The sequence below is a fragment of the Novosphingobium sp. AAP93 genome, from assembly GCF_001296055.1.
Lineage (GTDB): Bacteria > Pseudomonadota > Alphaproteobacteria > Sphingomonadales > Sphingomonadaceae > Novosphingobium.
Genome location: NZ_LJHZ01000013.1, coordinates 1 through 12,442, shown reverse-complemented (window position 1 = coordinate 12,442; position 12,442 = coordinate 1). Strand labels below are relative to the sequence as shown.

At 67.6% G+C, this 12,442-nt stretch carries 11 protein-coding genes; all 11 read right to left on the bottom strand.

Annotated elements, in window-relative coordinates:
* On the bottom strand, window positions 1-589 hold a 589-nt coding region (locus tag IP83_RS02645), incomplete at its 3' end, for a tetratricopeptide repeat protein (protein WP_369816980.1).
* 155 nt (window positions 590-744) lie between these two features.
* On the bottom strand, window positions 745-2,208 hold the full coding sequence (gene ftsZ / locus IP83_RS02640; protein WP_054120661.1) for a cell division protein FtsZ: 1,464 nt from the start codon (window positions 2,206-2,208) through the stop codon (window positions 745-747).
* A 142-nt stretch (window positions 2,209-2,350) separates the two neighbouring features.
* Entirely contained in the window at window positions 2,351-3,634 is a 1,284-nt protein-coding gene (ftsA, locus tag IP83_RS02635; RefSeq protein WP_054120660.1) for a cell division protein FtsA, read from the bottom strand.
* 10 nt (window positions 3,635-3,644) lie between these two features.
* Entirely contained in the window at window positions 3,645-4,658 is a 1,014-nt protein-coding gene (locus IP83_RS02630; RefSeq protein WP_054120659.1) for a cell division protein FtsQ/DivIB, read from the bottom strand.
* A gap of 3 nt (window positions 4,659-4,661) precedes the next feature.
* Window positions 4,662-5,606: a D-alanine--D-alanine ligase gene (locus tag IP83_RS02625; RefSeq protein WP_054120658.1), complete on the bottom strand. Its 945-nt coding sequence runs from the start codon at window positions 5,604-5,606 to the stop codon at window positions 4,662-4,664.
* Entirely contained in the window at window positions 5,603-6,598 is a 996-nt protein-coding gene (murB, locus tag IP83_RS02620) for a UDP-N-acetylmuramate dehydrogenase (protein ID WP_082364435.1), read from the bottom strand. The genes IP83_RS02625 and murB overlap by 4 nt, the downstream gene beginning before the upstream one ends.
* The gene (gene murC / locus IP83_RS02615; RefSeq protein WP_054120657.1) at window positions 6,595-8,007 is read right to left on the bottom strand and encodes a UDP-N-acetylmuramate--L-alanine ligase; all 1,413 of its coding nucleotides are present in this window, start codon (window positions 8,005-8,007) and stop codon (window positions 6,595-6,597) included. Before murC ends, murB begins: the two co-directional genes overlap by 4 nt.
* 97 nt (window positions 8,008-8,104) lie before the next feature.
* A complete protein-coding gene (gene murG / locus IP83_RS02610) occupies window positions 8,105-9,286 on the bottom strand; it encodes an undecaprenyldiphospho-muramoylpentapeptide beta-N-acetylglucosaminyltransferase (protein WP_156309551.1) in 1,182 nt (393 codons plus the stop codon).
* Between the two features lie 8 nt (window positions 9,287-9,294).
* Window positions 9,295-10,527, bottom strand: coding sequence for an FtsW/RodA/SpoVE family cell cycle protein (locus IP83_RS02605; protein ID WP_054120655.1), 1,233 nt, complete (start codon window positions 10,525-10,527; stop codon window positions 9,295-9,297).
* On the bottom strand, window positions 10,524-11,834 hold the full coding sequence (gene murD / locus IP83_RS02600; protein ID WP_054120654.1) for a UDP-N-acetylmuramoyl-L-alanine--D-glutamate ligase: 1,311 nt from the start codon (window positions 11,832-11,834) through the stop codon (window positions 10,524-10,526). Before murD ends, IP83_RS02605 begins: the two co-directional genes overlap by 4 nt.
* A 7-nt stretch (window positions 11,835-11,841) precedes the next feature.
* Window positions 11,842-12,442, bottom strand: a 601-nt coding sequence (mraY, locus tag IP83_RS02595; RefSeq protein ID WP_156309549.1) for a phospho-N-acetylmuramoyl-pentapeptide-transferase, incomplete at its 5' end; no start/stop codon positions are given.

The window sequence follows — 12,442 nt, the reverse complement described above, 5'->3', positions numbered from 1 at the left end:
CCCGCCAGGCGCCGCGGTCCTGCCGCTCGAGCAGCGGCTGGAGCACGAGCTCGGCGCCGCGCCGGTCGCCCGCGATCACCAGGCTCAGCGCATAGCGGCGGCTGGTCTCGTCGTTGCGCCCCGCCGAAAGCGCGAGCTGGTATTCGCGCTGCGCGGCGGCGTTGTCGCCGATGAGATCATAGGCGAGACCGCGGTCGCTGGCCATTTCGGTCCGGTTGAACCCGGCTTGCTCGGCCAGATCGAACCAGCGGATCGCCTCGAACGGCTGGTTCGAGCGCAGCATCGCGATGCCCATCCGTGCGCGCACCCCGCCGGTGCCGGGCGCAACCTGTTCGGCGCGGGTGAGGAAGCCGATCGCCGCATCCGTGTCGCCCAGATCGAGTGCGGCGCCGCCGGCATCAAGCAAGGCGCTGATATCGCGCGGATCGCGGGCCAGCCGGGAAAGCGCGGCATTGAGCGTGCGCGTGGGGCTCGGCGCGATCGGCTGGACAACCGGGATCGAGGTGCTCGCGACCGGCTCGGTCGCATCGTCATCGACCGGGCCACCGCGCTGCTGCGCCCATGCCGGGTGCGCGAGGACCAGCGCCATGCCCAGAGCAAACGTCGAAGCACTGAGCCGGGGGGAGGAACGGGAAAAGCGGCAGATCATGGGGCCGACCTTATCGCGGCTTGCACGGACACGCCAGCCGCCCCCCGGCCGGCGTGTCTCCTGTGGCCGGGCGACCTGCGCCCGGCTGCATGGCCTTACTGGTTGTTCTGGCGGCCGAGGAAGCGCGGGATGTTGAGCGCGCTGCCATCTTCCGGATCGGCATCGTCCTCGCCCACGCGGCCCCCGCCGCGCGAGAGATTGGCCATGCGCTCGAACAAGGTGCTGCCCGGCGGGCTGCGCGGCGCGTCACCTGCCGGATCCGGCTGCGCGCGGCCGAAGCGGGGCGGGATCGGCTCCGCATCGTCCAGCCCCAGCGTGAGCTCGCCCGGCTCGTCGGCAGGCGGCGCGGCTTCCTCCACATCGTCCAGCCCCAGCGTGAGCTCGCCCGGCTCTTCGGCAGCTTCAGGCTCGGCTGCCACCTGTTCCGGCGCGGCATGGCCGGGCGGCGGCGCAAACGGCTGCGGCTCGGCCGCAACGGGCGCCGGAGCAGGTGCCGGTTCGGGCGCGGCGGGACGAGCAAGCCCGCCCGGGAAAGCCGGACCACGCATGCCGCCGGTCGCCACAGGGCGCGCGGCGCTGTCCGCCATCTCGCCGGTCTGCTCGATGCCGGTGGCGACCACCGAGACGCGGATCTTGCCATCGAGGTTTGGGTTGAACGCCGAGCCCCAGATGATGTTGGCGTTGGGATCGACCAGTTCGCGGATGTGGTTGGCCGCTTCATCGACTTCGAGCAGCTTCATGTCGTCGCCGCCGATGATCGAGATGATCACGCCCTTGGCGCCCTGCATCGAGACGCCGTCGAGCAGCGGGTTGGCAATCGCGCGTTCGGCGGCTTCGAGCGCGCGGTTCGGGCCCTCGCCCTCGCCGGTGCCCATCATCGCCTTGCCCATTTCGCCCATGACCGAGCGCACGTCGGCAAAGTCGAGGTTGATGAGGCCGGGCATGACCATGAGGTCGGTGATCGAGCGGACGCCCTGCTGGAGCACTTCGTCAGCCAGCTGGAAGGCTTCCTTGAACGTGGTCTCCGCCTTGGCGACGAGAAACAGGTTCTGGTTCGGAATGACGATCAGCGTATCGACGTGCTTCTGCAGCTCGGCAATGCCGCTTTCGGCCGCGCGCATGCGGCGCGTGCCTTCGAACAGGAACGGCTTGGTCACGACCCCGACCGTCAGCACGCCCTTGCGGCGGGCCGCTTCGGCGATGACCGGCGCTGCGCCGGTGCCGGTGCCGCCGCCCATGCCGGCAGCGATGAAGCACATGTGGACGCCTTCAAGCGCGCGCTCGATTTCCTCGATCGTCTCTTCGGCGGCGGCGCGGCCGACTTCGGGACGGGCGCCCGCGCCAAGGCCCTGCGTCATGTCGGGGCCGAGCTGGATGCGGTTGTCCGCGATCGAATTGTTGAGCGCCTGCGCATCGGTGTTGACGACGACGAAGTCGGCGCCCTCGATCCTGGCGTTGATCATGTTGGCGATGGCGTTGCCACCCGCCCCGCCCACGCCGATGACCGTGATGCGCGGCCGCAGTTCGTCGATGGCCGGCGGTCCGATGTTGATGCTCATAGCGCTCTCCCATGCGGGTCTGCGGGGGGCCGGAAATGGTGCCCCGGTAAATGTAACGTTAGCTTTGGCACGGATTGTTTGACCGAACCAAAGCTTCGACAGGTTTTTCCACAAGTAGGAGGGTTTAAGCCGCCTCCAACCATCAGAAATAGTCTTTCATCGCGCGCCAGATGCGCTGCAGCAGGCCGAGACCACTGTAGGATTGCGTAGGCCCCCAGGTCGGCCCGATCTTGCGGATGTCGACCGGATCGGCGGCGGCATAGAGCATCAGGCCGACAAGCGTCGAGGAACTGGGTGTCGCGTGGCCCGGCGGCAGGCCCAGCATCGTCGGCGGAGAGCCTATGCGCACCGGCCGCCCCAGCGCAGCCTGCGCGTAGTCGGCTAGGCCGGGAAGCTGTGCACCGCCTCCTGTCAGCACGACCTGCTGGCCGCGTTTGCCGTTGAAGCCGAGCGACTTGAGCGCGCGCCCGACCTCGTCGGTAAACACCCCCAGCTGCTGGGTGATCACCGAGACGAGCTCGGCGCGCGGGATGCGGTTCTTGTCATCGGCATGGCGCGCCATCGGGCCGCCCTGCTCGGGATCGCCCGGCGCGTTGACCGGGATCATCTCGCGGTGATCGGCGGGGCTGGCGAGCGCGGAACCGGCCATGCACTTCAGCCGTTCGGCCTGATAGCGGCGGATGCCGAAAGCCGAGGCAATGGCATCGGTGATGTCGGCCGAGCCGAACTGGATCGCCTGCATGCCGAGCAGCATGCCGCCCGCGTAGACCGAAACGGTGGTCACTTCCGCGCCGAACTCGATCAGCGCGACACCCAATTCGCGCTCTTCGGCGGAGAGGCAGGCATGGCCTGTCGCAACCGGCGAGCCGACGACCGCCTCGACGCGCAGGTGTGCGTTCTCGACCGTCTCCTTGAGATTGCGCACGGGCGCGCCGTCCGCGAGCATGACGTGGATATCGACCGCGAGCCGCTCGGCATGGAGACCCTTGGGATTGGGCACGCCATCCGCCCCGTCGAGCGTGTAGTGCGCGGGCTGGGCGTGGAGCACTGTGCGGCCATCGGGCTGGATCACCTCGCGCCCCGCAATCAGCAGGTGCTCGATATCGTCGCTTTCGATGCGCCGCCCGCCGATCTCGACTTCGACCTTGGCGGTCGTGCTGGCAAGCCCCGCGCCCGAGCAGCCGATCCACACGCTCTGCACGCTGGCATTGGCCATCTTCTCGGCGCGCTCGATCGCATCGCGCACCGAATGGGTGGCGGCGACCATATCCGTCACATAGCCGCGCTTGATCCCCTGCGACTGGCGATGGCCGGAACCCATGACCACCATCTCGCCGCCTTCGGTCAGCCCGGCGATGATCGCCGAGACGCGGAACGAGCCGAGATTGACGGCCGCGAAGACCTTGGTGATGCGGGGGGCAGCCATGGCCGGAAGATCAGTCCTGCGCGGTCTTGGCGATAGCGACTTTGGCCGGTGCAGCAGAGGCGACCGCGCTGCGGGCGGCTTCGGTCTTCGCCGCTGCGGCATTGGCCTTGGCCGTCGCTTCTGCGCGGGCGGCGGCGGCCACTTCGTCGGCGCGGCCGGGCACGCGCATGTAGATGCGGTCCGGATTGCGCATGTCGAAGCTTGCCACCCGGCCGCCGAGCAGACGGTCGACGCCGTCCATCCGCGCGAAGGTCAGCAGCGCGCTCGCTGCCTCGGTTTCGCCTTCGGGCAGCGCGACGACCTGGCGGGTCTTGAACGTCAGGTTCCAGCGCCGGTTGCCGACCCATTCGGCTTCCGCCACCTGCGGGCGAATGGCGGGCGCGGCATCGAGCAGGTGAACCAGATCGGGCACGCGCGCCTCTGCACCATTGCCGGAAAGGACGAGCAGGCCCTTGGCCTTGGCCGGGTTCACCGCCTCGAGCGGATGACCGGTCTCGTCGATCAGGGTAAGCTTGTTGTCACGGCGCAGCACCGCGTGGGGACTGCGCTCGACCACATCGACCACCAGCGTATCGGGGAGCTGCCGCGAGACGCGAGCGTCCTTCACCCACGAAAGCTGGAGCAGCTCATCACGCAAGGCGGCGATATCGAGCCGCGACATCGCCTGATCGCGCTGGCCAAGCACTTTCTCGTAGATCTTCAATTCGTTCATGCGGTTGACGCCGCGCACTTCGACGCGCTTCACCTCGAACCCGGACTTGCCGGCAATCTGCGCCATCTGGGCTTCGGCCAGCTGCGGGACGCCCGCCATGCTGGCGACGACCCACATCAGCACCGCCGCGCCGCCGAGGATGATCACCATCAGGATGCGGTGCAGCGTCTCCTCGCTGAACGGCATCCACTGCATGATCTGATCGAGCACCGAACCGGTCTGGCGCCGCGCGGCATGAACCTTTCGCTTGGTTCCACTCGCCGCCGCGACCTTGCGCACCGTCTTTCCGCCCCGGCGAATGGTCTGCGCCATGGCTCAGGCCTCCTTCTTCGCATGGGCGAGCGCGTCGGCGACAATCGCCTCGACCAGATCGCCATACTCCATGCCCAGCGCCTTGGCCTGTTCGGGCACGAGGCTGAGCGGGGTCATGCCCGGCTGGGTGTTGACCTCCAGCAGGAACAGGCCCTCCACGCCCTGATCGTCATCCCAGCGGAAATCGCTGCGGCTGGTGCCCTTGCAGCCCAGGAGCTGGTGCGCGCGCAGGGCGATATCCTTGCAGGCCTCGGCTATCTCGTCGGGGATCTCCGCCGGGCAGATATGGTCGGTCATGCCGTCGGTGTACTTGGCATCGAAATCGTAGAAGCCGGACTTGGGCTTGAGCTCGGTGACGAGGAGCGCCTTGTCCACCAGCACGGCGGTGGTGAGTTCGCGGCCGCGGATGAATGGTTCGGCGAGGAGTTCGTCGAACTCGTTCCAAGGGCCGACGCTGTCGCGGCTGATCGGATCGCCGTAGTTGCCGTCCTTGGTGACGATGGCGACGCCGACCGAGGAGCCTTCGTTGACCGGCTTCAGCACATAGGGACGCGGCAGCGGATCGCGCTCGAACAGTTCCTGCGTCTTGACGATGCGACCACCGGGCATGGGGATGCCATGGGGAACGAGCGCCTGCTTGGTCAGCTGCTTGTCGATGGCGATGACCGACGTGGCGAGGCCGGAATGCGTGTAGGTGAGGCCCATCAGGTCCATCAGGCCCTGCACCGTGCCATCCTCCCCCGGCGTGCCATGAAGCGCGTTGAACACCACATCGGGCGCCGCCTCGGCAAGCTTCTGCGCGACATCGCGGCCCATGTCGATGCGGGTGACGCGGTGGCCCTTGGCCTCAAGCGCCTTGGCCACGCCCTCGCCGGACATGAGCGATACGGGGCGCTCGCTGGACCAGCCACCCATGAGGACCGCGATGTGGAGTTTGGGAAGTGTCACGGCCGGCCTACTCGCTGAATTTCCCACTGCAGTTCCACACCCGAGAGTTCCTTCACGCGGCGGCGGACTTGCTCACCCAGCGCTTCGATATCGGCGCTGGTGGCCTCACCGGTGTTGATGAGGAAATTGGTGTGCTTTTCGGAGACTTGCGCGCCGCCCAGCATGAGGCCCCGGCAGCCGGCCTTGTCGACGAGTTCCCACGCCTTGGCGCCGCCAGAGAGTTCAGGGGGCGGGTTCTTGAAGGTGCTGCCGCCGGTCTTGCTGCGCAGCGGCTGGCTGGCTTCGCGCGCGGCGGAGATGCGGTCCATTTCAGCCTGGATCGCTTGCGCTTCGCCCGGGTGGCCCCGGAAGCGCGCGGCGACGACGACGCAGCCATCGACGAGGTCCGAATGGCGGTAGGTGTAGCCGAGTTCGCTCAACGGCAGCGTGGCGATCTCACCCGAGCGGATCACCACGTCGCAATCGATGAGGATATCCTTGACCTCGCGGCCATAGGCACCGCCGTTCATGCGCACGAATCCGCCCACGGTGCCGGGGATCGAGCGAAGAAATTCGAGACCGGCAATGCCGTTGTCACGCGCGGTGCTGGAGACGAGGATGCCCGAGGCCCCGCCGCCGCAGTTCAGCGTGTTCTCATCCACCTTCTCGACTTGCGCAAAGGCCTTGCCGAGGCGGACGACGACGCCGGGGACGCCGCCATCGCGCACGATCAGGTTGGAGCCGAGGCCGAGCGCCATGACGGGGACATCGGGCGCGAGACCGTCGAGGAAGTCCTGCAGATCGGCCACGTCTTTTGGCTCGAACAGCCACTCGGCGGTGCCGCCGGACTTGAACCAGACGAGCGGGGCTAGCGGGGCATTGGGGGTGAGCTTGCCGCGAACGTTGCGCTGTAGTGCTTCGACAAGCTCAGCACGAGCGGACTGGGAATAGGAACTCCCAACATCCGCTCGTCCTGAGCTTGTCGAAGGACTATCCGCCGAGGCTTGCGTCACGCCGCCCCCCGCTGCTTCGCAATCGCGCCCGCCAGACCGGCGGCCCACTTGGTGATATCGCCCGCGCCGAGGCAGACGACCATGTCGCCCGGCTGGACCACGCCTGCAAGTTCCACCGCAAGCGCATCGGCGCCCGCGATCAGGTGCGCCGAGCGGTGCCCGCGCGCCTTGATGCCTTCGACCATCGCCGCGCTGTCCACGCCCTCGATGGGCTGCTCGCCCGCCGGATAGACCGGGGCGGCATAGACCACATCGGCATCGTTGAAGGCGCCCTGGAAGTCTTCCATGTGATCGCGCAGGCGGGTGAAGCGGTGCGGCTGGACGACGGCGATGACGCGGCCCTGCACCCCCTCGCGCGCGGCGGCAAGCACCGCGCGGATCTCGACCGGGTGATGGCCATAATCGTCGATCACGGTGACACCATCGACTTCACCCACCTTGGTGAAGCGGCGCTTGACCCCGCCGAACTTGCCGAAGCCGGTGCGGATCAGCTCTTCCGACACGCCCATTTCCACCGCGACGGCAACGGCGGCGAGCGCGTTCTGCACGTTGTGGCGGCCGGGCATCGGCAGCTCGATGCCCTCGATGCGGCGGAAGCTGCCGTCGCGCTGGCGCAGCACGGCGGTGAAGCGGTTGCCGCCCGGGATCGGGGTGACCGCCTCGCCGCGCACGTCGGCCTGCGCGGAAAAGCCGTAGGTCACCACACGGCGATCACGCACCTTGGGGATGATCGCCTGCACTTCAGGATGGTCGATGCACAGGATCGCCGCGCCGTAGAACGGCACGTTCTCGATGAACTCGACGAAGCTGTCCTTCACCCGCTCGAACGAGCCGTAGTGATCGAGGTGCTCGGGATCGATGTTGGTGACGACCGCCAAGGTGCCATCAAGCCGCAGGAACGAGCCGTCGCTTTCGTCGGCCTCGACCACCATCCAGTCGCTGTCGCCGAGGCGCGCGTTGGAGCCGTAGGAGTTGATGATGCCGCCGTTGATCACGGTGGGATCGATCCCGCCCGCATCGAGCAGGCAGGCGACCATCGAGGTCGTGGTGGTCTTGCCATGCGTGCCCGCCACCGCGACGGTGTTCTTGAGCCGCATCAGCTCCGCCAGCATTTCGGCGCGGCGGACGACGGGGACGCGAGCTTCAAGCGCGGCGACGACTTCGGGGTTGTCGCGCTTTACCGCCGTCGAGGTGACGACAACCGCCGCGCCCGCAACGTTCTCCGCGCGCTGGCCGATCATCACCGGAATGCCGCGCTGGCGCAGGCCATCGACGACATAGCTTTCCGCCATGTCGGAACCCTGCACGCTGTAGCCCATGTTGTGCATGACCTCGGCAATGCCCGACATGCCGATGCCGCCGATGCCGACGAAGTGGATCGTGCCGATCTCGGTGCCGACTCCCTTCATTGCGCGGCATCCGTTGCGCCAGCGTGCTTCGACAGGCTCAGCACGAGCGGTGTTGGGGTCATCGCAAAGGTCCGCTCATCCTGAGCTTGTCGAAGGATCATTCCGCTGTCTCCCGCGCAAGTGCCTCACGCGTGGCGGGAGCAGCAGCCGCGCCTTCCATGCGGATCACGTCCATCAGCGGGACGCCGCCGAAGCCCTCGACGAGATCGGCGAGGTCGAAGACCGCATTGGGCAGGCCGCAGTTCCACGCGGCGTGGGCGGCATTGGCGAGCGAGGTGGGATTGAGCGCCATGGTCTGGATCTGTTTGGCGAGTTCCTTGGGTGTGAAGCCTGTCTGCCGGATCGCCCGCGCCCCGCCGGCCTTGACCATCTCGCGCGCGTTGACAGCCTGGTGGTCGTCGGTCGCGATGGGCAGCGGGACGAGGATCGCCGGGCGACCGACCGCCGTCAGTTCGGCAACGGTCGAAGCACCGGAGCGGCCGATGAACAGGTGCGTTTCGGCGAGGCGGCTCGCCATGTCCTCGAAATAGGTGCCGAGTTCAGCGGGGATCTGGTGCCCGGCATAGCGCGCGCGCACGGCTTCGAGGTCTTCGGGCCGGCACTGCTGCGTCACCTGCAGGCGGTGGCGCAGCGCGGGCGGGAGCATGGCAAGGCCATCGGGCACGACTTCGGACAGCACCGAAGCGCCCTGGCTGCCGCCCGTGACCAGTACGCGAAACAGGCTGTCCTCGCTGAACGGCGGGAACGGCTCCCCGCGCAGCGCGAGGACTTCGGCGCGCACCGGATTGCCGACGCGGTGGACCTTGCCCCAGAGCTTCGGATCGAGCCGCTCGACTTCCATGTAGGCCGTGGCGATGGCATCGACGCGCTTGGCCAGCAGGCGGTTGACGCGCCCCAGCACGGCGTTCTGCTCGTGGATCACCGTGGGGATCTTCGCCGAACGCGCGGCGAGCAGCGCGGGCAGCGCGGGATAGCCGCCGAAGCCTATAACACAGGACGGCTGGAAGCTTTCGAACAGGCGCAGCGCCATCGCTCTGCCGCGCCAGATCGCGGCGAGGCCCTTGGCAAGCGCAATGGGGTTCTTGCCGAGGCGGCCCGCAGGCAGGACATGCGCGGGCAGGAACGAAGGCTTGCCCGGGATCTTCGCGCCGCGCTCATCGGTCACCAGCGCGACATGGTGTCCGCGCCGCTCCAGCTCGACCGCCAGCGCGAAGGCCGGCAGCAAGTGCCCGCCGGTGCCGCCCGCCGCGAGGACAAAATGGCGCGACACGCCGGGAATAGGATTGGTCATGTGCGCACGAGCTCCCTGAGGTCCGACGTCTCGCGCGAGAGATAGGGATTGCGCCGCGTGATGGCGAGGAGGAACCCGACGCCGAGCAGCAGCGCGATGGTGGAGGAACCGCCATAGCTGATCAGCGGCAGGGTCATGCCCTTGGACGGGAACAGCTGCAGATTGACGAGGATGTTGATGAACGCCTGCCCCGCCAGCTGCGCGGTGAGCCCGGCGGCGGCGAGCACGGTGAAGAGGTCTTCCTCGTCCGCCAGCCGCATCATCACCCGGATCACGATGGCGCAGTAGAGCACCACGATCAGCGCGCAGGCGATCAGGCCGAATTCCTCGCCGATCACCGAGAAGATGTAGTCGGTATGCGCCTCGGGCAGCGCCATCTTGCGGCTGCCGAGCCACAACCCGCTGCCGCTCCAACCACCGCTGACGAGGGTGCGCATGGCAAGGTCGACCTGGTCGAATTCGCTGCCGCCCGAGAGGAACGCGTCGATGCGGTGCGTGGCATTGGGGTAGAAGAAATAGGCAAGGATCACGCCCGCAATGCCCCCGGCAATGCTCCATCCGACTTTCTTGAGATCAAGACCAGACAGCAGCACGAGCACGAACCACACGCCGCCGAACAGCACGGTCGAGCCGAAATCGGGCTGCGCCATCAGCAGCGCGGCGATCAGCAGCATCAGGCCGATGGTGATCGGGATCACGGGAATGTTGGGATCGCGCACCTTCCACGAAAGAATCCATGCGACCGCAATGGCAAAGCCGGGCTTGAGGAATTCGGACGGCTGGAGGCTGAACCCGATCCACAGCCAGCGCTTGGCGCCCTTCACTTCGTTGCCGAGGAAGGGCACGAGCACGAGGGCCACGAGCATCGCCGCGGCGAGAATGATGGCGAGCCGGCGCGTGGTCTCCTTGGGCAGAAGCGAGGCGACGAACATCGCGAAGAGCCCGACCGCCAGCCAGCGCAAGTGGATCCAGAAGAAGTAGAGATCGCCGAGCGACTTGATCTGTGTCGAGAGGCGGTGCGCGCTGGCCGGGGAGGAAGCGGCGACCGCGACAGTTCCCACGGTGACAAGCATCAGCACCAGCGCAAGCAGCACGCGGTCGATCTCGCGCCACCAGATGACAAGTTCGCTGCGCCGGGTACGGCGATAGCGGTTGGTGCGCGGGGCGATGCGCACGCCGCCGCCGGGCAGCGCGGTGGCGACCTGCCGGGTGGGCTGGACCGAGTTCATGCCGCCCCCTTCTCGGCGATCAGCGCCGTGACGATCTGCCGGAAGCAATCGCCGCGCGCTTCGAAATCGCGGAACTGATCAAAGCTGGCGCAGGCGGGCGAGAGCATCACGACATCGCCGGGCTCAGCCGCGTCCATCGCCTGCCGCACCGCATCGCCCAGCATCTCGCTGCGCTGGACGGGCATGAGCGGTTCAAGGATCTCGGCAAAGCGCGGGCCGGCCTCGCCGATGGTATAGGCCTGCACGACGTGGCCGAAATAGGGGGCACAGGCGTCAAGGTCGTCGCCCTTGGGGAGGCCGCCGAGAATCCAGTGGACGCGCGGCCATGCGCCGAGCGCGGGCGCGGTCGAGGCGGGGTTGGTCGCCTTGCTGTCGTTGATGAAGAGCACGCCGCCCGCCTCGGCGACACGCTCCATCCGGTGCGGCAGGCCAACGAAGCTGGCGAGCGCGGCGCGCCAGACCGGCTCGGCGATCCCGAGGCGCTTCGCCATGGCGACGGCGATGGCGGCGTTCTGGAGGTTGTGCGGGCCTTGCAGCGAGGGCCAGTCGGCTTGCCCCGTCAGCGCGGCGGGATCGACGACTTCGACATCGCCTTCCGGGCGCGCAGCCGCAATCGCGGCGGCGATGCGGCGGGTATCGTCATCGCCGCAGCCGAACACGGCAAACTGGCCCGCCTGCTGCATCTGGAAAAGCCGCGCCTTCGAGGCACCGTAGCCTTCATAGCCGTCGTAGCGATCAAGGTGATCGGGGCTGAGGTTGATGAAGGCGGCAAGATCGGCGTGGAGGCTGTAGGTCAAGTCGATCTGGTAGCTTGACAGCTCCAGCACATAGACCCCGCCTTCAGGCAGCGGCGGCTGGCCAAGGATGGGGAGGCCGATATTGCCGCCCATTTCGGTCGGGAGGCCCGCTTCCTTGACGATGTGATGCATCAGCGAAGTCGTCGTCGACTTGCCGTTGGTGCCGGTGATCGCGACGACCTTGTGCGGCGGCAGGCTGGCGCGGGCCTGCGCGAAGAGCTCGATATCGCCGATGATCGGCACGCCCGCCGCGCGGGCGTGCGCGGCGATGGGGTGGCGATTGAGCGGCACCCCGGGGGAGACAACCATACCGTCAAAGCCGGTGAGGTCGATCGTCAGCGGGTCTGCAATCGTCGCGCGTCCCTCGACCGCCGCGCGGGCATCCTCGCGCCCGTCCCACGCTGTCACGTCCGCCCCGCTTGCCAGCAGCGTATCGACGCTGGCGAGGCCTGAACGCGCGAGGCCCAGAACGGCGTAGCGTTTGCCGCTGAAGGCGGGGGACGTGATCACGGCGCGCTTACCGCACCTTCAGCGTGGCAAGGCCGATCAGCGCGAGCACGATCGAGACGATCCAGAAGCGGATGACGACGGTCGATTCCTTCCAGCCCAGTTGCTCGAAATGGTGGTGGATCGGCGCCATGCGGAACACCCGCTTGCCGGTCCGCTTGTAGACGAAGACCTGCACGATGACCGAGACCGCTTCCATCACGAAGAGGCCGCCGACGATGCCAAGCACGATTTCGTGGTGGATCGAGACAGCGATGACGCCGAGCGTGCCGCCTAGCGCCAGGCTGCCGGTATCGCCCATGAACACCGCGGCAGGCGGCGCGTTGAACCACAGGAAGGCCAGCCCCGCGCCCATCACCGCGCCGCAGAAGATCGAAAGCTCGCCCGCGCGCGGCACGTGCTGGATGCCGAGGTAGTGCGCATAGTCGACGCGGCCGGCGAGGTAGGCGATGATCGCGAAGGTGCCTGCCGCGATGATCACCGGCATCGTCGCGAGGCCATCCAGCCCGTCGGTGAGGTTCACCGCGTTGCCCGCGCCGACGATCACGAAAGCGGCGAACAGGTAATAGGCCGGGCCCATCGGCACATAGAGGTTGCTGAAGATCGGCAGG

Excerpts from the sequence above, each read along its gene's own strand:
- murC (WP_054120657.1), bottom strand. The coding sequence starts at position 8,007 with ATGAAGGGAGTCGGCACCGAGATCGGCACGATCCACTTCGTCGGCATC.
- ftsZ (WP_054120661.1), bottom strand. The coding sequence starts at position 2,208 with ATGAGCATCAACATCGGACCGCCGGCCATCGACGAACTGCGGCCGCGC.
- IP83_RS02630 (WP_054120659.1), bottom strand. The coding sequence starts at position 4,658 with ATGGCGCAGACCATTCGCCGGGGCGGAAAGACGGTGCGCAAGGTCGCG.
- ftsA (WP_054120660.1), bottom strand. The coding sequence starts at position 3,634 with ATGGCTGCCCCCCGCATCACCAAGGTCTTCGCGGCCGTCAATCTCGGC.
- IP83_RS02605 (WP_054120655.1), bottom strand. The coding sequence starts at position 10,527 with ATGAACTCGGTCCAGCCCACCCGGCAGGTCGCCACCGCGCTGCCCGGC.